Origin of the sequence: Jiangella alkaliphila (genome assembly GCF_900105925.1) — a bacterium.
In the GTDB taxonomy this organism is placed as follows: domain Bacteria; phylum Actinomycetota; class Actinomycetes; order Jiangellales; family Jiangellaceae; genus Jiangella; species Jiangella alkaliphila.
Genome location: NZ_LT629791.1, coordinates 4,157,001 through 4,181,529 on the forward strand (window position 1 = coordinate 4,157,001; position 24,529 = coordinate 4,181,529).

Consider the following 24,529-nt stretch of genomic DNA (forward strand, 5'->3'; position numbering starts at 1 on the left):
CCTCGGCTCAGTCGCCGTCGGCCGCGGCGTCGAGCTTGTGCACGACCTCCTCGCCCGGCGCGCCCTCGATGCTGATGACGCCGGCGTCGCGCAGCCGGTGCAGGGCGATGCCGACCTGCACCTGGCTCATGCTCATCCGCGCCCGCAGGTCACTGACCGTGGAAGGGCGGGCCTCGTCGGCGGATGCGATGGCCTTCAACAGCTCCTGGCTGTCGACCTCGAGCCGGGGGACGGCGGACGTCGTCTCCGGATCGGCGTCGTCGTCGGCCCGGTCGTCCTCGTGCAGCCAGGTACTCAGTGCGTCTTCGCCGACGGACGAGTTGCGCGGCGGGGGCGGGGATCCGGGGGCGCCCAGCGGCCTGGCCATGTGGTCTCCTTCGTCGGGAAGCCGGGCTCAGTATGCACCCTCGCACCAGTCGTTCGACAGATGCGACCGGTCGCCCGCGCTTCCTACCGTCATCGTCATGGGAAACCTCATCGTGCACAACGCACTCAGCGTGAACGCCGCCTTCGAGTCGCCGTCGCCGGCCAACTGGCTGGAACTGGACAACGACAGCACTGACGACGGCCTCGACCAGCTCGTGCTGGCCGACGCCCTGCTGATGGGCCGGCCGGTCTACGAGGGTCTGTCGGCGGTCTGGCCGCAACTCACCGAGGACCCGGCCATGGGCAAGTCCGCGGGCCGGATCAACGCGATGCCCAAGTACGTCGCGTCGCGGACGCTGACCGGGCCGCTGGAGTGGAACGCCACCCTCATCGAGGGCGAGCTGGAGCAGGCCGTCCCGGCGCTGAAGGAGCGCCACGAGGGCCGGCTGATCGTCACCGGGTGCGGCGAGTTCGCCCACAACCTGACCCAGCTCGGCCTCGTCGACGAGTTCTGGTTCTGGATCCACCCGCACATCTGGCCGACCGGCCCCCGCATGCTCGACGGCGTCGGCCCGGTCCGCCTCCGTCTCGTTTCCGCGACGCCCTACCGTTCCGGCGTCGTGTGGCTGCGCTACCGTCCTGGGAGCGCCTGATCAGCGGAAGCGGTCGCCGTGCTCGCGGGCCCAGTCCCGGAACGTGCGCGGCGGCCGCCCGGTGAGCCGCTCGACCGTGGGCAGCACCGGTGACTCGTCGAGCGACCCGGCGACGTAGAAGTCGAGGAACGCGTCGGCGTACTGCTGCGGCATCGACGCGTGCAACTCGGTCCGGGCCTCGTCGTCGGTCAGCCCGGCGAACGTCAGCCGCCGGCCGAGGACGTCGCCGAGCACGGCGAGCCGCTCGGCGGGTGTGGTCGCCGCCGGGCCGGAGATGCGGTAGGTCTGCCCGTCGTGCTCCTCGCCGGTCGCCACCGCGGCGACGGTCGCGCCGATGTCCGCGGGGTGGATCACCGCCGCCCGGACGTCCGGGAACGGCGCCCGGACCGTGTCGCCGGCGCGGAGCTGCGCCGACCACTCGAGCGCGTTCGTCGCGAACATGCAGGACCTGACGATGGTCCACGGAATGCCCGACCCCTGGACCGCGGTCTCCGAGGCCGCCATGTATGAGGCCACGGCGTTGCCGCCGGCACCGTTCGCGGCGGCCGGACTGCTGAGCAGCACGACCCGGCCGACCCCCGCCGTCTTCGCCCGCGCGAGCGACTCGTCCATGGCCGCGTAGCCCGGCAGCAGGAAGACGCCGCCGACGCCCTCGAGCGCGGGGCCCAGCGACTCCGGGTCGTTCAGATCGGCGACGACCGTCTGCGTGGCGCCGGCGACGGCGCGGTCCGGCGTCCGGACCAGGGCGCGCACCCGATGCCCGGCCGCTGCCAGCGCCTTGACGACCTCACTGCCGACGTTGCCGGTCGCGCCCGCCACCGCGTACCCGACGCCTTCACCTGCAGGTCGCTCCATGCGCACCCCTCTCCGCGCCCGACCCTATCCAGGCGCGGACGAGTGGTCGCGTCGCAGCTCGGCCAACGCGAGCGAGAGCCGGAGGCGCGACGTACAGTCCGTCGCCCCGCTCCTGCTGAGCTGGCGGACGGCCTCGCCCAGGTCGCCGCGCAGGAGCAGGGCGTTCCAGTCGGGCTGCTCGAGGGTGCTCGACACGACGCACTTCGGCGCCGCGTCGATGGTCCGGGCGAAGGGGTTCCACCCACTCGGGCGGTGTGGCCTGCGGCACCTGTGGCCGCCACGCCGCGACGTCAGGCCAGCGCCGCCGCGACCTTCGGCAGCACCTGGTCCAGGCCGTAGCGGATGCTGAGCGCCGACGGGAACCCGATGGCCAGCGCGGTCGGCAGGTCGAGGGCGACGTAGCGGCCCTGCTGCACCGCCGGGATCTGCTGGAACAGCTCGTTCGCCTCCAGCGTCGTCTGCGCGTCGGGGGTGTTGAAGGTCAGCAGCAGCACGTCGGCGTCGAGCAGCTCCAGCTCCTCCGGGCTGATGATCGCGCGGCCGGGGATGCCGGAGCTGGGCAGGCTGGTGACGGCGGGGGAGAGCACCATGCCCAGCTGGGCGAGGAACTCCGCGGACGCGTCGGCGGTGCTGTTGATGGTGTTGACGGTGCCGTCGCCGGTGACCGGCCCGAGCGTGAACGTCAGCCCGGCGAGCTGCGGGTACGTGCTCTTCGCCGCCTCGATCGCCTCGTTGGTCTCGGCGATCACCCGCTCAGCGTCGTCGGGGCGGCCCAGCGCCTCGCCGATGCGCGTCGTCGTCGTGGTCCAGTCGTCCTGGTTGTAGCCCTCGGCGTAGGACAGCGTGGGCGCGATCTGGCTCAGCTGCTCGTACTCCTCCTCGAGCCGGTTGCGGTCGGTGGCGAGGATGAGGTCGGGCGCGAGCTCGGCGATCGCCTCGAACGGCATCTCGGTGACGTCGACGATGTTCAGCTCCTGCCCGTCCAGCTCCGGCTGCACCCACGGCGCGATGCCGCCCGGGATGAACTGGCTGAGGTCCGGGCTGAGCAGCGGCACGACGCCGAGCGCCATGGCGGCGTCGGTGTCGCGGTACTGGCCGACGGAGACGATTTGCTGCGGCGAGGCGGGTACCTCGATGGTCCCGAGCGCGCCCGTGATCGACCTGGTCTCGCCGCCGGACGTGCGCTCTTCGGAGGAGCGGGCATTCCGGGCGCCGCGCCGGGTCAGCGTCGGCCGGCCGAAGTGCGCCTGGCTCGCGTTCCACGCGTCGGTGAGGCCCAGGTGGTGGACGTAGTCCTCCCACGGCAGCAGCACGTCGTGCTCGAGGATCAGGTCGTCCAGCGCCGCCCGCAGCTCCGCGCGGACCGCGGCGTGCGCCGGGTCGTCGACGAGGTTCGTCAGCTGGTACGGGTCCTCGACGTTGTCGAACAGCAGGTGGCCGTCGTCGCCGGCAGAGCGGGCGAACGTATGCCGGCGGGTGCGGATCGCCCGCCACTCGCGGTCGCCGCGGTCCTCGGCCTGGTGGCAGGGGACCGGGTTGGCGAGGTAGCAGGCGTCGCGGCCGGCCGCGGTCTCGTCGACGAGGAGCCGGTGGAGATCGGCGCCGTCGACCGGGCTGCTGAACCGCCGGCCCAGCAGGCCCAGCAGCGTCACGGGCAGGTCGACCTGGCCGATCGGCTCGGCCGTCGCGCCGGTGCGCACCACACCGGGCCACGACACCAGCAGCGGGATCCGGACCGACTCCTCGTACGGCAGCTGCTTGCCGGTCCGTCCCTGGCTGCCGAGCAGGTCGCCGTGGTCGCTCGTGTAGACGACGATCGTGTCGTCGCGCTGCCCGGTGCGCTCCAGCGCCTCGATCAGCCGGCCGAACTGCTCGTCGAGCGCGGAAATGTGCGCGTAGTAGCCGGCGAGGTCGCGCCTGACGTCGTCGCGGGTCAGCCGGGTGGACCGGGTCGGGGCGACGTGCTCGGGCACGTTCGGGCGCAGGGCGAGGTCGCGGCCGGAGTAGCGGTCGCGGTGCGCCGCGGGCGCGGTGTCGTACGGGTCGTGCGGCGGTCCCCACGACAGGTACTGCGCCCACGGCCGGTCGCGGTGCCGGTCGATGAAGTCGATCGCCAGATCGGTCTGTCCGGCGGGTTCGTAGCCGGCCAGCCGGTGCGGAGCCTCGTCCTCGTCGTGGTAGCCGGCGGCGTCGTAGTCGTGGTGGCAGTTGTGCGCCTTCCACTCCTGGAACCCCAGCCGCGCGTGTGCGGGGACCGTCCGGTCGCGCGGGACGCCGGCGAGGTGCCACTTGCCGATGTAACCCGTCCGATGGCCCGCGGCGGCGAGGACGCCGGCGATGCTCTCGACCCGCGGGTCGATCGGCAGGTCGTTCGCGACCGCCCGGTGGGTGCGCCCGAACGTCCCGGTGAGCAGTGCGGCCCGCGCCGGCACGCACAACGGCGTGTTCGAGACGCACTGCTCGAACCGCAGCGCCTGGCCGGCGAACCGGTCGAGGTGCGGCGTCGACACCTCGGCGTTCCCGTAGCAGCCCAGGTCGCACCAGCGGTGCTGGTCGGCGAAGACGAACAGCAGGTTCGGCCCGCTCACGCGCCGGCGCCCAGGGCCAGCGGCGGGTGGGCCAGCGGGTCGCCGTAGTACTGGTTCAGCACCAGCGCGCCCGACGCCCGGGACAGCGCGTGCAGGCCGAACACGCTGGGACGGACGATGTCGGCGACGCTCGGCGCGGCGTGCGCCCCGGCCGCCGCCCGCCGCCGGACGTCGTCGAGGTACTCGGGGGCGTCGAGGATGGAGCCGCCGAGCAGGATCAGCTCCGGGTTCAGCAGGTCGGCGAGCTGGCCGACGGCGGTGCCGGTGTGCCGCGCCCGATTGCGCAACACCCGCTGGGCGGCCGCGTCGCCGGCCCGGGCGACCTCGGCGAGCGCCCGCACCGACGCGACGGACGGGTCGACGCCGGCCTGGTGGGCCAGCCGCAGCGTCGCGTCGTCGCTGACCATGACGTGCAGGCAGTCGCGCCGGCCGCAGAAACACCGCTCCTGCGCGCGCACCCGGACCGAGAGGTGGTCGATGTTGCCCGACGCCGAGCCGGCGCCGTCGTAGACCTTGCCGTCGATGACCAGCGCGGCCCCGACCAGCGCGCCGATCGACACGTAGATGAAGTCGCGTACCCCCTTGGCCGCGCCCAGCCAGGACTCGAGCAGTGCCATCGCCCGGGCGTTGCTGTTGAGCACGACCGGCAGCCCGATGCGCTCGGCCAGCCGGTCGCGCAGCGGCGCGCCGATCCAGTGCTGGTGGACGTGGTCGCGGACGGTGCCGCGCTCGGTGTCGACCCAGCCCCCGATGCTGACGCCGACGCCGAGCACCGGAGTGGGGAGGGGAACGGCGGTGATCAGCTCGCGAGCCGCGGCGGCGGTCTGCTCGATCAGCTCGTCCGCCGACTCGCTCGTCTGCTCGATGTCGGTCTCGGCGATGAGCTGCCCGGCCAGGTCGATCAGGCCGATGCTCGTCTGCGTGCCGCCGATGAAGATGCCCAGCACGGTCAGCCCGGCCGGGTCGATGCCGACCGGGACCTTCGGCCGGCCGCGGTCGCGGCCCAGGCTGGGCGGCTCGACCTCGCGGACCAGACCGGCCCGCAGCAGCGACGCGACGATGTTGGTGATCGCGGTCGGCGTCAACCCGACCCGGCGGGCGATGTCGACCCGCGAGATCGGCCCGTCGGTGAGGACCGTGCGCAGCACCGCGGCGTAGTTCTGCCGGCGCAGGGTGGTGCCCTGCCAGGAACGCGGCTCGACCGGGTGGGGGGGCGGCCACACCTGGTCCAAGCGGGGCAGCGGCGGGTCGGCGGACATGTTCACCGTGACGTCCTCCTTTCAGCGCCGCGTGCGCGGGTCGAGGTCCGCACGCTACCGCCATCGCCGCGGCGCCGGGACCGGCTGTTGACACCCTTCGACCGCTATTTTAAAGTCAGCTCACTTAATTATTCAACAACCCCGGCAGCGCCGTCAGGGAGGTGTGGTGAAGAGAGTCTCGGTCGCGGCCGCGGGCCGCTCGGCGCCGGCGGACCAGCGCGGCTGGCGGCGGCGCGAGAACGCCTCGGCGTACGCGATGCTGGTGCCGTCGCTGCTGCCGTACATCGCGTTCGCACTGGTGCCGATCGGGTGGCTGGTCTACTACAGCTTCTTCCGGTGGAACGGCTTCACCGAACCGACGTTCGTGGGGCTGGAGAACTACCAGCGCGTGGCGCGGGACGGCGAGTGGTGGGAGTCGGTCGTCACCACCCTGCAGTTCACCGCCGGTCGGCTGGTGCTGGAGATCCCGGTCGCGCTCGCGCTGGCGTACGTGTTCTTCCGCGGCGTGCGCGGCGAGACGCTGCTGCGCACGATCTACTTCCTGCCGTACGTGCTGTCGCCGGCGATCGTCGGGATCATCTTCGGTTTCCTGTTCCGGGAGGTGGGCGGGCAGTTCAACCAGATCCTGATGGGGCTGTCGCTGATCGGCACGCCGATCGACTTCCTCGGCGACGCGACCAACGCGCTGCTCAGCCTCATCAGCGTCGGGGTGTGGGCGCACGTCGGCGTCAACATGCTGCTGTTCTTCGCCGGCATGATCACGATCCCGCGCGAGCTGACCGAGAGCGCGGCGGTCGAGGGCGCCGGCGAGTGGCAGACGTTCCGCCACGTGGTGCTGCCGATGCTGCTGCCGGTGGGCCGCGTGGTGGTGCTGATCTCGATCATCGGCATCCTGCGCTCGTTCGATCTGGTGAAGACGCTGACCGACGGCGGGCCGACCGGCGCGACGGACGTCATGTTCACCTACATCTACCGATTCTTCTTCGAGCCGGAGACCGTGCCGCAGATCGGCTACGCGGCCGCGCTGGGCGTCGCCGCGAGCGTCGTGGTCGGCATCGTCTCCGTCGCGTACCTGCGGGTCGTCCGGAGGGCCGACGCATGAGGGGGACGACGCCGGTGCTGCGCCGTGTCGTGCTGGCGGTGCTGCTGATCGGGCTCGCCGTGGTCATGCTCACGCCGCTGGTGTTCGGCTTCCTCGCCTCGGTGTCGCCGCTGCGGCAGATCGTCAGCAGCGACCCCGGCCTGCTGCCGGACAGCTGGGACTGGTCGAACTACGCCGACGCCTGGACTCGGGCCGACTTCGCCCGCTACTTCCTCAACAGCGTCGTCGTCACGCTCGTCGTCGTGGTCGTCGACACGCTGGCGTCGAGCATGACCGGGTACGTGCTGGCCCGTAAACACCTGCCCGGCCAGCGGTTCCTCGAGATCGTGTTCATGCTGACGCTGTTCATCGGGCTGACCACCGCGATGCTCTACCCGCAGTACCAGATCGCCCGCTCATTGGGCATCGCCAACCTGCTCGGTGTGTCGATGGTCGAGTACGCCGGCATCATGATCATCCATGTCTACCTGATCAAGGCGTTCGTCCAGGGCATGGGCATCGAGGTCGAGGACGCCGCCCGCGTCGACGGCTGCGGCTTCTTCGGCACCTACCGGCGCATCGCCCTGCCGCTGATGACGCCGATCCTCGTCACCACCGTCGTGCTCGGCGTCCAGGCGTCGTGGAACAACTACCAGGTGCCGCTGGTCTTCTCGCTGGCCGAGGCCGACCTGCGCACGCTGATCGTCGGCGTCTCGGCGCTGCAGTACGACGCCGTCGAGGGCATGTCCGCCTACAACACCGTCCTGGCCGGCGCCACCATGGCGCTCGTCCCGATCATCGTCGTGTTCGTCGTCCTGCAGCGGTTCTTCGTCCGCGGCTGGACCGAAGGTGCGGTGAAGGGATGACACACCTGCTCGCCGTCGACGGCCCGCTGTACCGGGTGCTCGCGGGATGGACGGCCTTCCTGCGGGCCGGCGCCGTCTGGCTGCTGCTGTGCCTGCCCGTCGTCACCGCACCCGCGGCGACGGTCGTCCTGCTGCGCACGATGCACACGATCGCCGCCGGCGCGCCCACGCCGACGCTGCGCGAGTCCTGGCGGGCGACCCGGCGGGCGTTCGGGCCCGCCCTCCGGCTGGCCGCGCTGCTCGCGGCCGGCACCTTCGTGACCGTCACCGCGCTGCTCGGGCCGTCACCGGGCGGCGCGTGGGGCGCCGTGCTCCCGCTGGTGATCGTCCCCGCCGCCGCGATGTGGGCCATGGTGAGCACCTGGGCGCTCGCGGTGCTCGAACAGCGGCACGACGGCGCGTGGAACGCCATGCGCTATGCCTACCTGCGCGTCGTCCGGCGGCCCGAACTGGCGCTCGCCGCTGTGCTCGCCTGCGCCGCGGTCGTGGCCGTCGGCCTCGCCCTGCCGGCGGCGGTCTGGTTCCCGTACTGGCTCACCGCACCAGCTCTCTGCGCCCTCGCCGTCACCGTCACGTGCCGGCGCGCGGGCGTCTCCGTCCGGGCGCCGAGCGCGCCCACGATCGAGGAGGATCCCCATGGCTAGCGAAGGACTCACCCGCCGCATGTTCCTCGAACGCGCCGCCGCGGCGGCCGCGCTCGGGGTCGGCGGCCCGGCCCTGCTCTCGAACTGCGGCGACGGCGGCGACGGCACCAGCGGCGACGGCGACACCCGCACGGTCGTCGTCTGGGACCGCGCCGGCGCCGAGGCGACCGCCCGGCAGGAGTTCCTCACCGCATGGAACCAGAGCCAGGGCGCCGAGCTGGGCATCACCGTCCGCTACGAGCCGCAGGCCACCGAGAAGTACGAAGAGATCGTCCGCACCGCCTTCCAGACCCAGCGCGGGCCGGACATCTTCCACGGGCCGAGCTCGATCCTCGGCCAGTTCGCCACCGCCGGCTGGATCCAGCCGCTGCGCGGCCTGATCGGCGACGACGTGCTCGCGAACGCCGACGCCTACCTGCAGGACAGCAGCGAGCTGGTGTGGGGCGGCGAGCCGTTCGGCGTGCCGACCACCACGTTCACCATCCGCATGTGCCTCAACCGCGGGCTGTTCCAGGCGGCCGGCCTCGACCCGGACGACCCGCCGGCGACGTTCTCCGGCGTGCTCGACGCCGCCCGGGCGATCACCGCGGCAGGCGGCGGCGAGTCGTTCGGCATCGCGCTGCCCACCGCCTGGGTCGGGTTCCTGGCCTGGATCGTCGACCCGCCCGTGCTGGCGTCCAATCCCGGCCTCACCCAACTCGGCCTGTTCGACCTCGGCAGCGGCGAGTTCGCGAGCGAGCGCTACCAGCCCGTCGTCGAGCTGTACCGGACGCTGGTCCAGGAGGAGATCGCCTTCCCGGGTGCCGAGACGCTGAACAGCGACACCGTGCTCGGCGCCTTCGCCGAGGGCCGGATCGGCATGTACCTCGCCAGCGGCAGCATCGTCGGCGCCATGCAGAGCCTGGGCGCGCAGCAGCTCGACTTCGGCGTCGGCCCGATCCCGGTGGCCGACGGCGAGACGCTGCAGCAGTCGCCGATGAACGCCGGCTTCCCGTACTCGGTCTCGTCCACCATCGACGACGAGGAGTCCGTCGCGGCCGTCTTCGAGGCGCTGGTCGGCGCGGACATGCAGCAGGCGCTGGCCGACGGCGGGGTGCCGCCGCTGAGCGCCGAGGCGTGGGACTCCGGCAGCGCGGCCGGCAACGAGCGGCTGCAGCTGTTCCGGCCGGACGACCTCGACACGCAGTGGCCGAAGAAGCCCGGCTCGCTGGTCGCGGTCGAGGGCGAGGACGCGACGACGACGGTCACCAAGCTCGTGCTCGACCCGTCGCTGGACGTCGGGTCGACACTGGCCGACCTCTCCGAGCGGTACCAGCGGGCGTTCGAGACCGGCGTGGAGAACGGCGAGATCGACCCCGACGAGTTCCGCGCCTGAGCCACGGCCCGCCATCCACCGACACGAGGTTCCCCACTGTGACCTGCCGGCCCAACGTCCTGCTCATCACCGCCGACCAGTTCCGCTTCGACGCGATCGCCGCGCACGGCAACCCGCACGTCCGCACGCCGAATCTGGACCGGCTCGTGCGCGAGGGTGTCACGTTCCAGCGCGCCTACGCGGAGTCGCCGGTGTGCGTCCCGGCCCGGGCCGGCCTGCTGACCGGGCAGCTGCCGCACCGCAACGGCATCACCAGCAACACGACGCCGCTGGCCGACGGCACCCCGACGGTGGTGCGGTCACTGGCCGCGGCCGGCTACGACACCCAGGCGATCGGCAAGATGCACTTCACGCCGGTGCGGGCCGGCCACGGCTTCGACCGGCTGTGGCTGTCGGAGGAGATCCCGGCCGCGCCGGAGGAGGACGAGTACCTCACCGACCTGCTCGCGTCCGGAGCCGAGCACGTGCTCGAGCCGCACGGCGTCAGGCACGAGCTGTACTACTCGCCGCAGCCCTCGCAGCTCCCGGCGCACCTGCACACCACGGCCTGGACCGGACGCCGGACCCGCGAGTTCCTCGCCGCCCGCACGCCCGGCGACGCGCCGTTCTTCTGCTGGACGTCGTTCATCAAGCCGCACCCGCCGTTCGACCCGCCGTACCCGTACTACCTCTGGTACGACCCGCTCGACATGCCCGATCCGGTCCGGGCCGACGAGGAACTGGACCGGCTCGGCTACCACATCCACAACCAGCACCGGGTGAAGTGGACGCACCCGCGGTTCGACCTCACCCGCATCCGGGTGCTGCGCGCGTACTACTACGCCTGTGTCTCGCACGTCGACGCCGAGATCGGCCGGATCCTCGACCAGCTCGACGAGAGCGGGCTGCGCGAGAACACGCTGGTGATCTTCACCGCCGACCACGGCGAGTACCTCGGCGACCACTGGGCGTTCGGCAAACGCGGCTACCACGACGCGGCGGCCCGCATCCCGCTGGTGCTGAGCCGGCCCGCGACGCTGCCGGCGGGCGCGGCCCGGCCGGCCCTGGCCGGTCTGACCGACGTCGCGCCGACGGTGCTCGCCGCCACCGGCGCGGACCCGGCCGGGCTCGACCCGGACGGCCTCGACCTGCTCCCTGTCGCGACCGGGGGACAGGAGACTGTGCGCGACGTCCTGCTCGGCCAGTACCACGTCGGCGCGGAGGCGCTCTACCTCGCGATGAACGCCCGGCACAAGTACACCTACAGTGCGGCCGACGACCGCGAGAGCCTCTACGAGGTGGGCGGCGACGAGACCGCCGACCTGGCCGGCGACGGCCGGCACGACGCCGAGCTGACGAAGCTGCGCGACGCCCTGCTCGACCAGCTCTCGCGCGACGGCTACCGCCGGCCGCTCGACGGCGACGGCTGGCGACGGTTCCCCCGGCCCGGCCCGCGCCCGCCCTACCACGACCGGGACGTGCGCGGCCGGGGTCGCCAGTACCCGGTCTGGACCGACCTCGCCGAGCTGCGGCGCGACCCGGCCGGAGAATGACCGGCACCTCCTCAGGAGCGGAGCCGGACGACGGCGCCGCCGAGGCCGGCCAGCAGCAGCGCCGCGGCCACGGCCACCAGCACGCCGAGCGACAGGCCGGTGTCCGGGAGATCGTCGTCGCCCGGGCCGGACCCGCCGTCACCGGACGACGGCGGCGTGGGCGACGCGCTGCCGGTCGGCGACGGTGACGACGTGGGTGACGGCGACGCCGTCGGCGTCTCGGTCGGAGTCGGCGTGGGCGTCGGGGTCGGAATGGGCGTCGGGGTCGGCGTAGGCGTGCCGGTGCCCTCGACCGTGAGCGTGGCGGGCTCGGTGTCCACCGTGGCGACCGCGTTGCTGAGCCGGGCCCGGACCCGCAGCCCGTCGTGGCCGGCGCCGGCGGCGGGGACGGTGAGCGAGCCGGTGCTGACCTCGTAGCCGTCGTCCGTCGTGAGGTCCACCCAGGCGCCGTCGCGCTCATGCTGCCAGGTCACGTCGGGCGTGGGGTCGCCGCCGGGGATGACGGTGAAGGTGGCCGGCTCGCCCGCGGCGACGGTGACGTCCTGTGCGCCGACGACGACAACGGGCGCGGTGTGGACGGTGAGCGTGGCGGCCTCGGTGGCCAGCTCGCCGGCGGCGTTGCCGAACACCGCCCGGTACCGCGTGCCGCTGTCGCCGGCGGCCGCCTCGAGCCGCAGCTCCGGCGTCGTCGCGCCGGGGACGTCGGTGAAGGTGAGCGAGCCGGGATCGCTGCGCTGCCAGCGCACGCCGGGGTCCGGGGCGCCGGTCGCCGCGGCGGTGAGGACGGCGGTGGCGGTGGTCGCGCCTGGGACGATCGCGACCGTGGTGTCGGCGGGCTGGGTCGTGACCGCGGGCGACATGGCCGTCACGGCCAGCCGCGCGAGCCCGGCCTGCCGGTCGGCGGTGCGGACGGCGGAGTAGAGCGCGCTGTCGGCACCGGCGGCGAGCCGCGGATACGTCGCGGCGTCGGCCGGGACGAACGTCGTCAGCACGGCGTCGCCGGCGACCGCCCAGTGCCGGCCCGACGCGGCGTCCTTCGCCCAGAACGTCGCGCTGCCCGCGTCGAACGAGCCGGACAGCGTCAGCCCGGCGGACTCGTCCAGCACCACCGGCTCGGCCGCGACGCTGACGCCGCCGTCGCCGGCCGTGGCGGTGAGCACCCCGGTCGACGGCGCGGCGGTGAAGTCGGAGCTGGTGAACGCGAGCTGGCCGTCCGGCCCGGCGTAGACCTGCGACCACGCCCGGGTCGGGTCGCCGAGCGGCACCGGCGCGCTGGTCCCGGTGCCGGGGATCTCCGCGGCCTCCACCTCGTCGCCGGTCACGGTGAGCAGCAGCGCCGCCGGCTGGTCCAGCACGTGCTCGAAGGTGTCGTCGATGACCAGCCCGTTCGCCCGGGCCAGCACGAGGTCACCGGACGGCGTGACGGCGAGCGAGTCGTTGACGCTGCCGGGGCTGTACCAGTACGAGAGCCAGCCCTCGTGCGGCGGCAGCGGGCGAACGGCGCTGGTCCAGCCGTCGTCCGCGCGGGTCCACGAGACCAGCGTCGCGGCCTGGGCCGCGTCGGCCGTGAGCGTGTGCAGAGTGCTCGTCGCGGCGTCCCAGACGGGGTTCGCCTGCAGCGTGTGCCCCGCGGGCAGCTCGCCCACGACGTCGCCGGCGAACGCTCCGGCGGCCGCGTCCCAGCGCACCGCGCGCAGGCTGGACTGCTGGGGCAGGAAGAGCATCCCGGTGCCAGGGTCGAAGGCGCCGGCGAACTGCGTCGACCCGAGCCCGGCCGGCGCGTACCCGCCCAGCGGCGCCAGCGAGGTGGCGTCCACCGCCTGGACGTACGGCGCCAGCTGCGGCGTCGCCGGGCCGGCCACGACGTAGGCGACGTCGCCAGTGGTGTCGACGTGCACGCCGTGGACGACCGAGCCGGCGGTCGGGTTGAGCCACCGGCCGGCCTCCTCGTACACCGGCGTCCAGGGCGGCGTCCACTGCTCGTCGACGACCGGCCGCCCGCCGGGGCCGTCGTAGGTCACGTCGATCGGCGCGAACGGCGCACCGGCCGGGTAGTTGCCGAACGCCGGCACCGCCTCCGCGGCGAGGCCGGTCGCGAGGTCCGTCCACGCCGTCGTGCCGCCGGACACCTCCAGGCCGGCATCGGCGACGTCCAGCCGGACCAGCGGGATGACGCCGTGGTCGATGACGGCCGGGACGTCGGCGCCGCTGGTCAGCGGGCGGCTGACCACGCGGGCGTAGAGCGTCTGCTCGCCGGGGTCGATCACCAGCCGCAGCTCGCTCAGCGACAGGTCCAGCGCGCACTCGTCGTCGTCCCAGCCGGGGAAGAACCCGCAGTACGTGGCGTAGTGGACCAACCCGTCGAGGCGCAGCTCGGTCGAGCCCGTGGCCGGGTCGAAGGTGCCGTCCTGGAGGGGGAACACGAACCGCCCGCCGGCCTCGCGCGTGGCGCCGTCGCCGGTGGTGATGTTCTCGGCGCCCACGTAGTCGTTGAACGAGCGGCGCACCTCCCAGGTCAGCGCGCCGTCGCCGATGCCGTCAGGCGGCTCGGTGCCGGAGGTCGCGGCCGCCGCCGGCACCAGGACGGCGGCCAGCAGCAGGAGCAGCGCGGCCAGGACCCGGCCGGGCGAACGGAGCGGACGAGGCATCGGGAGACCGTTCTGTGAGGGGCGGGCGGCCCGGCCGTCGCCGGGCCGCCCGCGACCGGATCAGAAGTTGATGTTCACGCCGTCGACGCCGACCGGGCCGCCGGTGGGCGGCCAGCTCGTGTACTCCGACGTCTGGATCTGGCACTGCACGCCGCCGGCCGAGCACACCGTCGTGCCTGAGCTGGGGCCGCCGGACAGGTTCACGTTCGTGAAGGTCCGGTGGACGGTGATCGTGGTGCTCCAGGTGCCGGATGCCGACACGATGATCGGCGCGACGACGTTGGTGCCGTCGCAGTGCGTGCCGTTCAGGCCGCCGACGGTCGAGTTGCAGACCGCGACGGTGACGGCGTTGCCGGGCGTGCCGGTGCCGCTGACGGCGACGACCTGGTTGTTCGTCACCGAGATCGGGCCGCTCGGCGTGGTGATGGTCGACGCGGACGCTGAGCCGGCGCCGGCCAGCAGGACGGCGGGGAGGGCGAGCAGGGAGACGAGCGCGCGGGCTGTGCGCATGCTGAGGACCTCTCTGAAGGGGTCGGACAGGGCGGATTCCCGGCGGATGCGGCCGCAGCGCCACGTACAGTGCTATCAGGTAAGGCTAACCTAAGTCAACGCAGATCGGGCAGTTCGGATCGGGAGCCGCCACTGACATGGCTCTGGCAAAAGTGAGAATCGTTATCTATAGTGACTCACGCCCCGCCAGCGACTGACAGGAGCCGATCGCGTCATGCACCGTTCCCTGGTCCGGAAGATCGTGGCTGTGGCCGGCAGCGCCGGGTTGGTCGCGGCGGCCGTCGCCGCGAGCCACCCGGCGGCCGCCGAGCCGGGCACGCTGCCGCCCGCCGAGGAGCGGCGCGTGCTCACGACCGAGCACGTCGACGCGATCAATGTCGGGTTCGACGGTGAACGACTGACGGTCGACTCGAAGATCAGCCCGCCGGTCGAGCACGTCGCCGTGGACGACCTGGTGTTCCAGCTGTCCGACCTCGGGCGGGTCGAAGGACTGCCCGAGCAGTACGCGGAGTTCATCGGCGCCGACACCGCCTGGGTGATCATGCAGACGCAGAACCCGGACGTGCTGTGGGCGGGCTGGAGCACCGAGGGGCTCGCCGCCGGGGTCGTCGACGACGATGCCGTGGAGATCACCCTCACCGACGTGCGCGGACCGGGCGACCTCGAGGTGTTCCAGACCGGCCCGTTCGGTGAGCCGATCCGCGTCTTCAGCTCGGACGAGGACCACAAGACGCTGCGCCAGGCGGTGAACGCGCACGTGCACGCCAACTGGGCGTTCACGCAGCCCGGCGTCTACACCGTGACGTTCACGGTGGCGGCGGCCGTCGACGGGGAGCCGGTGACGTCCGGTCCGGTCGACTACACTTGGGTGGTCGGCGGCGAGGACGGCGCACTGCCCGCGCCGGCGCCGTCCGCCATCACCGTCCAGGCTCCGCAGACCGCCGTCGTGGGCGAGGAGGTGCTGCTCGAGGCGGACGTGACGACCGATCCCGGTTCCGGCGCGCCGCCGGCACCCGGCGGGTGGGTCGAGTTCCACGACGGCGACACCGCCCTGGGCTGGGCGCCGCTCGCCGAGGGCCGGGCCGAGCTGCCGGTGACCCTCACCGAACCGGGCGAGCACGCCGTCACGGCCACGTACACGTCGCAGGAGCCGCAGTTCTACGCGCCGGCCACGGCCGAGCCGGTCACCGTCACGGTCGAGGACGGCGACGTCGAGCCGCCGGCGACCACGCTGACCGTCTCCGGTCCGGACGGCGCCGTCCCCGCGGGCGAGCCGCTGACGCTGACGGCGACGCAGGACCCGCCGACCGGTCTGACGGCGTACCGGTGGTCGACCCGCGCGCCCGGCGGGCTGGCCTTCGACCCGGTCGACGGCGCCACGACCGGCACGCTGACCGTCACGCCGGCCGCGGCCGACGACGGTCGGCAGTACCGCGCCGCCCTGTACACCGACGACGGGGTGCACGTCGCGTACTCCGCGCCCTACACGCTGGCCGTCCAGGATGCCGAACCACCGGGGCAGTGCGAGGACCCGCGCACCATGCTCACCGACGAGCACGCCGACCTGCTCGCGCCCGCGCTCGACGGGGACCGGCTCGAGCTGCGCGCGAAGGTCGGCACCGCCGCCGACCACACCTACTACGACCCCGCGGACCTGCTGGTCCAGGTGAAGGATCCCGAGGCGGCCGGCACGGTCCCCGCCGGCGCCGGGTTCGAGTTCCTGGGCGACGCGGGTGACCCGCTCTGGATGATCCCTCAGACGCAGAACCCGGACGTCGTCTGGGCGGGCTGGTCCACCGAGGACCTGGCTCCCGGTGAGCTGCAGGGCGACGTCGTCGACATGACTCTGGTCGACGCCACCGGCCCCGGCGAGGTCGAGGTGTTCCAGACCACCGGACTCGGCGCGCCGCCCGCGCGGATCTTCAGCTCGGCCGACTCCCTGCCGGCCCGGCAGCAGAGCGTCGGGCAGCACGTGCACGCGAACTGGGCCTTCACCGAGCTCGGCGAGTACACGCTGACGTTCGAGGTCACCGGCACGCTGCCGAGCGGCGCGACGGTCACGACGGGCGAGGTCGGCTACGCCGTCGTCGTCGGTGACCCCGAGTGCGACCCCGGTCAGCCCGGCGACGAGAACGGCGCGGACGAGTCGGGCGGCGACGCGTCGGGCGGCGACGAGTCCGGCTCCGACGAGGGTGGTGGTGACGCGACCGGCGGGGACGTGACCGGTGGGGACGGCGGCACCGACACGGGCAGCACCGGCGGCGCCGACGCGGGCGACGCCGGCGGCACCACGCCGGATCCGACCACCCGGCCGACGACCACCCCCACCGCCGAGGTGTGCGTGCCGCGGCCGAGCGCCACCACCCCGGCTCCGGGCGCTCCATCGGCACCGGGCGGTACCTCGGGCGACCCGGTGGTGCTCACCACCGAGCACGTCGACCTACTCGCGCCGGTCTTCGAGTCCGGTGCGCTGGGCCTGCGGGCCAAGGTGGGCTCGGCGGCCGACCACACGTTCTACGACCCCGCCCACGTGCTGGTCCAGGTGCTCCCGGCCGCCGAGAGCACCGTGCCCGGCGGCGACGCGTACGCCTTCCTAGGCACGGCCGGGGCGCCGTTGTGGCTGATCCCGGAGACGCAGAACCCCGAGGTGGTGTGGGCCGGCTGGTCGACGGAGGAGCTCGCGGCCGGCACCTTCGCCGGCGACGCCGTCGACCTGCGGCTGGTCGGCGCGGAGGGCCCGGGCGCGGTGGAGGTCTTCCAGACGACGGGGTTCGGCGACATCGCCCGGATCTTCAGCTCGGAGGAGTCGCTGCCCGCCCGGCAGCAGAGCGTCGGCCAGCACGTGCACGCGAACTGGGCGTTCTCGGCGGAAGGCGACTACACGCTGACCTTCGAGGTGTCCGGCACCACGGCCGCCGGCGAGACGCTCACGACCGGCCCGGTGGAGTACGCGTTCGTGGTCGGCGAGTCGTCCGGCGCCCGCAACGCCTCGCCCACGCCCACCGCCACCGCCACGCCGAGCCCGTCGCCGACGCCCACCCCGTCCGCCACCCCGTCCGCCACGTCGTCCGGCGACGAGTGCGACCTGGCGAGCACGGGCACGTCGGCGACGCCGGGGCTGACGGTGCTCGGCGGGCTGCTCGTCGCGGCCGGAGCGGTCGCGACGGCGGCGTACTGGCGCGATCGCCGTGCGGCTCGCGGGTAGGGCGGCGGCCGCACCGGCCGTCGCCGTCGCCGTCGCGCTCGCCGTGACCGGGTGCGCCGCACCGGAGACGCTCAGCGCGAGCGACGACCGGGTGCAGGTGATCACGACCACCGGGCTGCTGGCCGACCTCGTCCGCCACGTGGGTGGGGACCGGGTGAACGTCGGCTCACTGGTGCCCGACGAGGCCGACCCGCACTCGTACGAGCCGAGCCTGCGCGACGTCCGCAACGTGGTCTACGCCGACGTCGCGTTCAGCAACTACCTCCTGCTCGAGCAGCAGTCGGTCATCAAGGCGCTGGACGCGAACCTCGACCCGGACGCGCCGAACATCTCGCTGGCCGAGGGCGCGGTGAAGTACGCGGCGGAGATCATCCCGCTGGTCGAGAACGTCGCGCTGGACACCGTCTGGCTCGGCCTGCGGGTGCGGGGGACCGGCGAGCAGTACCGGGCGAACCGTGCCTCGGACGTGTACCTCAGCGGCACCGCCGTCGAGGGCCCGGGCGACCTGGTCGCGTACCTGACGGAGTCGTTCGGGAACCCGGAGTTCTACGTCGACTCGACCGACGGGTTCGACGCCGCCGACGGGTACCGCGACGACACCGCGACCCTGCCGCCCGACGCGCACACGCACATGAGCTGGGCGTTCACCGAGCCCGGTGTGTACCAGCTGTCGATGGGGGCGAGCCTGGCCGTCGCGCCGGACGAGCGGCCGGTCGCCCTGGGGGAGCGGACGTTCACGTTCGCCGTCGGGGTCGATCCGCACTCGGTGCCGGGCATGGACGGGGTGGAGGTGCTGGACGCGGGGCATGCCGACCTGACCGTCGACATCGACACCGGCGATCTGTACCTGCTGGCCGACCCGCACGGCGGCGGCGACGCCCATCAGCAGGTGTACGACCCCGCGACGACGGTGATCGAGGTGCCGAACAAGGCCCTGCACGAGATCCCGGCCGGCGAGGACTTCCGGTTCCTCGGCCGTCCCGGCGACCCGATCTTCCAGCTGCCGCAGGCGGTGCTCGGCCGGCACGTGCACGGCGAGATCGATCCGCACCTGTGGCAGGACGTCGGCAACGCGATCTCCTACGTCGAGCTGATGCGCGACACGCTGATCGGCGTCGACCCGGACGGCGCGCGGGAGTACCGGGACAACGCCGCGCGCTACATCGGCGAGCTGGAGCGGCTGGACGCGTACGTTCGCGACACCATCGCGGCGATCCCGGAGTCGCGGCGGCACCTGGTGACCACGCACGACGCGTTCGGCTACCTGGCCGCGGCCTACGACGTGCGGATCTCCGGGTTCGTCACCCCCAACCCGGCCGCCGAGCCCAGCCTGGCCGACCGCCGCAAGCTGGCCGAGACCATCCGCAACCTGCGCATCCCCGCGGTCTTCCTCGAGCCGAACCTGGTCACCCGGTCGTCGACGCTCACCGAGGTCGCCGACGACCTCGGCGTCCGGGTCTGCCCGATCTACGGCGACACCTTCGACGACGAGGTCACCGGCTACGTCGAGATGATGCGATTCAACGCCGAGTCGCTGCGCACCTGTCTGACCGAACCAGCGGAATGAGGACGATGACGCGACGACTCGTGCCCCTGCTGGGGGCGGGCCTGCTGACGATGACGGCGGCCGCCGGCGCGGCGGCCACCGGCGACCCGGACCTGGACCAGGAGATCGACGCCGACCAGCCCGTCGCCACCGATCAGGCGGTGCTGAGCGACGGCCACGTCGACATCGGCCCGCGCTACGTCGACGGCGCCTGGACGCTGCTCGTCCACGACGACCACGCCGCCCCGCCGACCTGGCGCACCGTGCCGGCCACCGTGTTCCAGGTCGGCGACGCCGCCCTGACGCCGGTGCCGGACAACCCCGACTACGCCTTCCTGCCCGCCGAGCCGGGCACCGAGGTGCACGTCGTGCCGCAGGCGCAGCGGCCGGACGTGATCTGGGTGGGCTGGAACACGCAGGACCCCACGGTCATGGACAGCGTCGACCGCGGGGCGACGCTCACCCTGCGCGGTGTGCAGGGCCCGGGTGACGTGGTGATGTTCCTGCAGAGCGGCACGCTGGGCGAGCCTGAAGTGCTGTGGGACAGCCGGGAGCCGTACCCGCAGGACGTCTGGGTCGAGGTGAACACCCACACGCACGCCAACTGGGTCTTCGCCGAACCGGGCGTCTACCTGGTCGAGGTCGAGGTCTCGGCCGACCTCGTCTCGGGCGCGGCCGAGGCGGACACGCAGGTCCTCCGGTTCTCCGTTGGCGACGCCACCAGCACGGACGAGGCGTTCGCCACCGAGTACGCCGCCGCGCCCGAAGCGACCGACGCGCCCGCACCGGACGCGACCGGCTCGCCCGCCGCGGCGGAGGATCCTGTCAACGACGGCGAGGCGCCGCCGCTGCTGGCCGGGGTGGCCGGCGCGGCCGTCCTCCTCGTTGCCGTCGCGGTGGTCGCCGCGCTGCGCGGCCGGAGCGCGAAGCGCCGGGCCCGGGCCGACGGCGCGCCGTGAGCGTCCTCGAGGTCCGCGGCGTGACGGTCGGCCTGGGCGGGCGCACGGTGCTGCACGACGTCGACCTGTCCGTCGGGCTCGGCGAGCTGGCCGGGCTGATCGGCCCGAACGGCGCCGGCAAGACGACGCTGCTGCGGGCGGTCCTGGGCCTCGTGCGGGTGAGCGCCGGGAGCGTGCTGGTCGACGGCCGCCCGGTCCGGCCGCGGCGCGCGCCGGTCGGCTACGTGCCGCAGCGGCACGAGTTCGCCTGGGACTTCCCGATCTCGGTCGAGAACGCCGTCATGACCGGCCGGAGCGGGCGCATCGGGCTGCTCCGCCGGCCCGGGGTGGACGACTGGCGCGCCGTGGGCGCGGCCCTGGAGCGGGTGGGCATGGGCGACCTGGCCCGCCGGCCGGTCGGCGAGCTCTCCGGCGGGCAGCGGCAGCGGGTGCTGGTCGCCCGGGCGCTGGCGCTGCAGCCGCGGGTGCTGCTGCTGGACGAGCCGTTCACCGGCCTGGACCTGCCCACCCAGGAGCTGCTCACCGCCCTGTTCCGCGAACTGGCCGGCGAGGACCATGCGGTGCTGATGACCACCCACGACCTCGTCGGCGCCCTCGACACCTGCACCCGGATCGCGCTGCTCAACCGGACCATCGTCGCCGACGCGCCGCCCAGCGAGCTGCTCGACCCCGAGCCCTGGATGCGGGCGTTCGGCGTGGGGGAGAACAGCCCGCTGCTGAAGATCCTGAAGGTGATGTGAGCCGTGTCGATCCCCGAGTTCATCGCCGACCTCACCAACCCCGACCTCGCGTTCCTGCCGAAGGCGCTGCTGATCGCGGTGATGTCGAGCGTCGTCTGCGGCGTCGTCGGCTGCTACGTCGTGCTGCGCGGCATGGCGTTCATCGGCGACGCCGTCGCGCACGCCGTCTTCCCGGGCCTGGCGATCGCGTTCGTGCTGCAGGGCAGCCTCGTCGCCGGGGGAGCGGTGGCCGGTGTCGTCACGGCCGTGCTGGTGGCCGTCTTCGCGCAGAACCGCCGCGTCAAGGAGGACTCCGTCATCGGCGTCTTCTACGTGGCCTCGTTCGCGCTCGGCGTCGTGATCATCTCGCGGGCGCCCGGGTACGCGGGGTCGCTGCAGCAGTTCCTGTTCGGCTCGATCACCGGCATCCCGGACGAGGACCTCTACACCGCGGCCGTCACCGGCGTGCTGCTGCTGGCCGTCGTGCTGCTCCTGCACCAGCAGTTCGTCACCGTCAGCCTGGACCGCGAGCTGGCCCGCGCGGTCGGGCTGCGGGTGTTCTGGCTCGACATCGCGCTGTATGTGCTGGTGACGGTCGCGATCGTCATCTCGGTCCAGACCATCGGCAACATCCTGGTGCTCGCCCTGCTCGTCACGCCGGCCGCCGCCGCCCGGCTGCTGACCGACCGGCTCGGCGCGATGATGCTGCTCGCCCCGGCGATCGGCGGGTCCGGCGCGGTCGTCGGGCTGTACCTGTCGTGGAGCTACGACCTCCCGGTCGGCGGCACCATCGTGCTGGTGCTGGCCGCCGTCTTCCTGCTGGCCTGGACGTTCGCGCCGCGGCACGGCCTGGTGGCTAGACGCTGGCGCGGCGCCGCCGGCGACGTCGTCGCAGCACGAGCGCGGTGACGACGACGGCGAGCCCCGCCAGCGCGAGCCACGGCACGACCCAGAGGCGGGCGGCGGCGACGTCCGGTGGCGGCATCGGCTCGAGCGCCCGGCCGCCGGACGTCTCGGGCCGGACCTCGACGTCGACGTCCATGGGCCCGAGCTGCCAGACACCCCCGACGACGGCGGAGCCGGCGACGGAGTCGCCGGGCAGCAGCTCCGGCAGCGGCTCGCCGGTCCAGCCGCGCTCGCCCAGCCCGAACGGCCCAGCGACACGGACGGCGGGCCGGCCGGCGAGGCGCACGTTGCCCTCGTTGCGCACGGTGTACTCCACCCGGACGGCGCCGGGCTGGCCGAGCGGCGGGCCGTCGAACACGAGGCGGACGTCGTCGACGGTGAGCCCCGGCCGGAGGGTGCCGGTCACCCGCAGGTAGATGCGGGCGCCGACCCGCCGGTCGACGGCGACCTGCCCCTCGCCGGTCGCGGCGCGGGTGGTGAGGCCGGCCACGATACCGCCGGCGTGGTCGCCGGGCGTCGCGTCCGCCGGGACGGCGATGCGGAACGGCACGTCGACGCGCGAGCGGGCCGGGATCGTGACAGTCGGTTCGCCCAGGTCGACCCACGAGCCGACCCCGGTGGGCGCCTCGGCGGCGGGCAGCAGGTCGAAGCCGCCCTGCGTGTTGCGCACGGCGTCGCTCGCGTACAGGGCGAGGGTGAGCGGCTGCTCGGTGTAGTTGGACACGGCGACGACGTCGCTCACGACCGCGCCGGGGTCGACGGTGTGCTCGAACGCCGCGCGCTCGCCCGGACCGTCCGGACCGGATGGCACGATGCCCCAGGTCACGGGTGGCGAGTCGGCTGCTGCCGGCGCCGCGGCGAGGCCGGCGGCGACGGTCAGGAGGAGGGCCGCGAGCGGGCCGGTGGGTCGCACGGATGGGCTCCGATGGGTCCGGGCAGCGGCCGGCGCGACCGGCCAGGGCGGACCGGTCGCGCCGACACGTCATGCGGTGGTGACTCAGATGGCCGTGAAGGTGATCGTCGCCTCGTAGGTGCCGGCGACGAGCGTGGTCGGCGCCTCGATCAGCAGGCCGGCGCCGAGCCGGCTGGTGCCGGCTCCGTCACCGGCCGCCGCGGCGGCCAGCGGCCGGCTGACGGAGAGGCCGTCGCCGGTGTCCGGACCCGGCGCGACGCTGCCGCCGGCCGTGACCCCGCCGCCGCCGGGCTGCTCGGCGACCAGCGGCGTCCAGCCCAGGTGGCCGCCGCCGAGGACGTCCCCGCCGTCAGAGGTGAAGTCGCCGACCTGGCCGGACACCACCCAGCCGGGCGTCGCGGCGCGGGTGTCGGTGACCGTGACCGGGCGCAGGTCGCCGGTGGACGTCCACCGGTCGGCCGCCGCCCCGAGCTCGAAGTCGCTCATCACGACCTCGGCGTCGTCCGGGTCCACGCTGGCGACCAGCGCGCCCTCGTCCTCCGGCAGGGTGGCCACGATCCGCTGCGCGAGGTCGCCCGGCGGCTCCGGCTCGCCGTGGTCGTCGACGACGATCGTGACCGGCGCGGACTCCGCCACCACGGCGTGGTCCGCGTCGTAGAGCCGGACGATGACCGCGACACCGTTGTGGTCGGCGGTGGCGGTGAAGCTGTACTCGCCGGTGCCGGCGTCGGGCACGACCACCCACTCGCTCGCGCCCGGTACGCGGGTGAACCAGTGGTAGTGGTCCAGCCCGGTCGGCGGGTCCTGCACCGCGGTGAGCGTGACGATGTCGCCGGAGTGGTAGTGGCCGGCCAGGCCCGAGATGCCGAGCGTGGTCGAGGGCGCCGGTTCGGCGTCGCCCACCTGGAACGTGTAGGTGACCGGCGCGCTGGTGACGGTGCCGCCGCCCGCCAGCGTCCCGCTGCCCCGGACGGTCAGCGTGTAGCGGCCGGTCTCCGTGAACGCCCAGTTCGCGTGGGCGTGGACGTTGGCGTTCGGCGAGATCGTGCCGGGCAGCTGGAAGCCGCCGCCGAGCACGGAGATCGGCTCGCCGAACGAGCCGGTCTGCCACAGGAACACGTCGCCGGGTCCCTGGACGTCGGTGACCTCGATGCGCAGCGGGTTGGTGAACACGCCCGCCGGGATCTGCTCCGTGCTCCAGCCCGGCCAGATCAGCTCCGGGTCCTGGGTCTGCGGCAGGTAGTACACGGTGTCGCCCGCGTCGCCGAGGAAGCTCAGGCTCGGCGGCACGGGGTCCGGCAGCACCATCGCCGCCTCGGGCTTGACCTGCAGCAGCACGTCTTCGGGCGCATGCGGGACGTGGTGCCCGGTGACGTCCTCCTGCAGGACGACGCCCAGGGTGTCGTCCTGCCAGGTCATCGTGAACGCGTCGATGTGCCCGGAGTCCAGCACCAGCTCGAACTCGCCGGCCGCCGCGGTGGCCGTGGCGCTCGCCGCCAGCAGCGCACCCGCGACGACAGGGACGGCCAGCGACTTGGCGCCCCCTGAGAGCAGGGTTCTCATCGTGTTCCTCTCCAGTCGGAAGGCTGTGCCTCGCACACTAATGAGAATCGTTATGATTAACAATAGGCGATTCGCCGGCCCCGAGTGGGAGGTGCGACGACGGCGCGTCTGAGAGGGTGGGCAGCATCCAGACGCCGGACCGACCCGTCACACTTCGGCCGGCGGATCGGTCATATTGGTGTCGGCGAGCACTGGTCGAGCCGCGAGACAAGAGCGGGAGACCGGGTTTCAGACGGCCCCGGGGTCCAGGGCCTGGGGGTACGCGTCAAGCAGACTGCGGCTGGTCCCACCCGTCGCCAGTACTCGCCGGGTCCGCCCTCCGCCGCCCCCGGCGCCGAGTT

20 protein-coding genes are annotated in these 24,529 nt (G+C 73.4%); 11 read left to right on the forward strand and 9 right to left on the reverse strand.

Annotated features, from left to right (window positions below):
- Window positions 1-7: 7 nt before the first annotated feature.
- The gene (locus BLV05_RS18980; RefSeq protein ID WP_046770981.1) at window positions 8-367 is read right to left on the reverse strand and encodes a hypothetical protein; all 360 of its coding nucleotides are present in this window, start codon (window positions 365-367) and stop codon (window positions 8-10) included.
- Between the two features lie 97 nt (window positions 368-464).
- Here BLV05_RS18980 and BLV05_RS18985 point away from each other — a divergent pair, with 97 nt between their 5' ends.
- The gene (locus BLV05_RS18985; RefSeq protein WP_046770982.1) at window positions 465-1,019 is read left to right on the forward strand and encodes a dihydrofolate reductase family protein; all 555 of its coding nucleotides are present in this window, start codon (window positions 465-467) and stop codon (window positions 1,017-1,019) included.
- Here BLV05_RS18985 and BLV05_RS18990 read toward each other — a convergent pair whose 3' ends face one another.
- The 4 genes from BLV05_RS18990 to BLV05_RS19000 all read right to left on the reverse strand — a co-directional run bounded on the left by BLV05_RS18990 (window position 1,020) and on the right by BLV05_RS19000 (window position 5,721).
- Window positions 1,020-1,874, reverse strand: a complete 855-nt coding sequence (locus tag BLV05_RS18990) for an NAD(P)H-binding protein (RefSeq protein ID WP_046770983.1) — start codon at window positions 1,872-1,874, stop codon at window positions 1,020-1,022.
- 24 nt (window positions 1,875-1,898) lie between these two features.
- Entirely contained in the window at window positions 1,899-2,069 is a 171-nt protein-coding gene (locus BLV05_RS37060; protein ID WP_197683203.1) for a hypothetical protein, read from the reverse strand.
- A gap of 95 nt (window positions 2,070-2,164) precedes the next feature.
- The gene (locus BLV05_RS18995; protein ID WP_052762835.1) at window positions 2,165-4,462 is read right to left on the reverse strand and encodes a sulfatase-like hydrolase/transferase; all 2,298 of its coding nucleotides are present in this window, start codon (window positions 4,460-4,462) and stop codon (window positions 2,165-2,167) included.
- Window positions 4,459-5,721, reverse strand: a complete 1,263-nt coding sequence (locus BLV05_RS19000) for an ROK family transcriptional regulator (RefSeq protein ID WP_231948861.1) — start codon at window positions 5,719-5,721, stop codon at window positions 4,459-4,461. Before BLV05_RS19000 ends, BLV05_RS18995 begins: the two co-directional genes overlap by 4 nt.
- Before the next feature lie 166 nt (window positions 5,722-5,887).
- Between BLV05_RS19000 and BLV05_RS19005 the strand changes: the two genes are divergently transcribed.
- The 5 genes from BLV05_RS19005 to BLV05_RS19020 are packed head-to-tail and all read left to right on the forward strand — an operon-like array spanning window position 5,888 to window position 11,219.
- On the forward strand, window positions 5,888-6,823 hold the full coding sequence (locus BLV05_RS19005; RefSeq protein WP_083421339.1) for a carbohydrate ABC transporter permease: 936 nt from the start codon (window positions 5,888-5,890) through the stop codon (window positions 6,821-6,823).
- Complete coding sequence (locus BLV05_RS19010; protein ID WP_152690928.1) at window positions 6,820-7,668, forward strand: carbohydrate ABC transporter permease; 849 nt, start codon at window positions 6,820-6,822, stop codon at window positions 7,666-7,668. The genes BLV05_RS19005 and BLV05_RS19010 overlap by 4 nt, the downstream gene beginning before the upstream one ends.
- Window positions 7,665-8,312, forward strand: coding sequence for a hypothetical protein (locus BLV05_RS36610; protein WP_046770985.1), 648 nt, complete (start codon window positions 7,665-7,667; stop codon window positions 8,310-8,312). Before BLV05_RS19010 ends, BLV05_RS36610 begins: the two co-directional genes overlap by 4 nt.
- Window positions 8,305-9,687, forward strand: a complete 1,383-nt coding sequence (locus BLV05_RS19015) for an ABC transporter substrate-binding protein (RefSeq protein ID WP_160312786.1) — start codon at window positions 8,305-8,307, stop codon at window positions 9,685-9,687. The genes BLV05_RS36610 and BLV05_RS19015 overlap by 8 nt, the downstream gene beginning before the upstream one ends.
- A gap of 38 nt (window positions 9,688-9,725) precedes the next feature.
- A complete protein-coding gene (locus BLV05_RS19020; protein WP_052762838.1) occupies window positions 9,726-11,219 on the forward strand; it encodes a sulfatase family protein in 1,494 nt (497 codons plus the stop codon).
- A gap of 11 nt (window positions 11,220-11,230) precedes the next feature.
- Here the strand turns inward: BLV05_RS19020 and BLV05_RS19025 are convergent, their stop codons facing one another.
- Both BLV05_RS19025 and BLV05_RS19030 read right to left on the reverse strand, forming a co-directional pair.
- A complete protein-coding gene (locus BLV05_RS19025) occupies window positions 11,231-13,867 on the reverse strand; it encodes an HtaA domain-containing protein (protein ID WP_046770987.1) in 2,637 nt (878 codons plus the stop codon).
- 60 nt (window positions 13,868-13,927) lie between these two features.
- Window positions 13,928-14,377 carry a neocarzinostatin apoprotein domain-containing protein gene (locus BLV05_RS19030; protein WP_046770988.1) on the reverse strand — a complete coding sequence of 150 codons (450 nt, stop codon included), beginning with the start codon at window positions 14,375-14,377 and terminating at the stop codon, window positions 13,928-13,930.
- Window positions 14,378-14,591: 214 nt separating this feature from the next.
- Between BLV05_RS19030 and BLV05_RS19035 the strand changes: the two genes are divergently transcribed.
- From BLV05_RS19035 to BLV05_RS19055, 5 genes are read left to right on the forward strand one after another with little or no spacing between them, the layout of a single operon-like run.
- Window positions 14,592-17,582, forward strand: a complete 2,991-nt coding sequence (locus tag BLV05_RS19035) for a choice-of-anchor M domain-containing protein (RefSeq protein WP_052762839.1) — start codon at window positions 14,592-14,594, stop codon at window positions 17,580-17,582.
- On the forward strand, window positions 17,560-19,149 hold the full coding sequence (locus BLV05_RS19040) for an anchored repeat ABC transporter, substrate-binding protein (RefSeq protein WP_046770989.1): 1,590 nt from the start codon (window positions 17,560-17,562) through the stop codon (window positions 19,147-19,149). Before BLV05_RS19035 ends, BLV05_RS19040 begins: the two co-directional genes overlap by 23 nt.
- A complete protein-coding gene (locus BLV05_RS19045; RefSeq protein WP_046770990.1) occupies window positions 19,146-20,087 on the forward strand; it encodes a choice-of-anchor M domain-containing protein in 942 nt (313 codons plus the stop codon). The genes BLV05_RS19040 and BLV05_RS19045 overlap by 4 nt, the downstream gene beginning before the upstream one ends.
- Window positions 20,084-20,827, forward strand: a complete 744-nt coding sequence (locus BLV05_RS19050) for an anchored repeat-type ABC transporter ATP-binding subunit (RefSeq protein ID WP_046770991.1) — start codon at window positions 20,084-20,086, stop codon at window positions 20,825-20,827. The genes BLV05_RS19045 and BLV05_RS19050 overlap by 4 nt, the downstream gene beginning before the upstream one ends.
- Window positions 20,828-20,830: 3 nt before the next feature.
- Window positions 20,831-21,715 (forward strand): anchored repeat-type ABC transporter permease subunit, encoded by an 885-nt coding sequence (locus tag BLV05_RS19055; protein WP_046770992.1) that lies wholly within the window; start codon window positions 20,831-20,833, stop codon window positions 21,713-21,715.
- Here the strand turns inward: BLV05_RS19055 and BLV05_RS19060 are convergent.
- Both BLV05_RS19060 and BLV05_RS19065 read right to left on the reverse strand, forming a co-directional pair.
- Window positions 21,663-22,625 (reverse strand): WxL protein peptidoglycan domain-containing protein, encoded by a 963-nt coding sequence (locus tag BLV05_RS19060; RefSeq protein WP_052762840.1) that lies wholly within the window; start codon window positions 22,623-22,625, stop codon window positions 21,663-21,665. The genes BLV05_RS19055 and BLV05_RS19060 overlap by 53 nt on opposite strands.
- Before the next feature lie 84 nt (window positions 22,626-22,709).
- Window positions 22,710-24,188 carry a choice-of-anchor M domain-containing protein gene (locus BLV05_RS19065; protein ID WP_046770993.1) on the reverse strand — a complete coding sequence of 493 codons (1,479 nt, stop codon included), beginning with the start codon at window positions 24,186-24,188 and terminating at the stop codon, window positions 22,710-22,712.
- Between the last annotated feature and the right edge of the window lie 341 nt (window positions 24,189-24,529).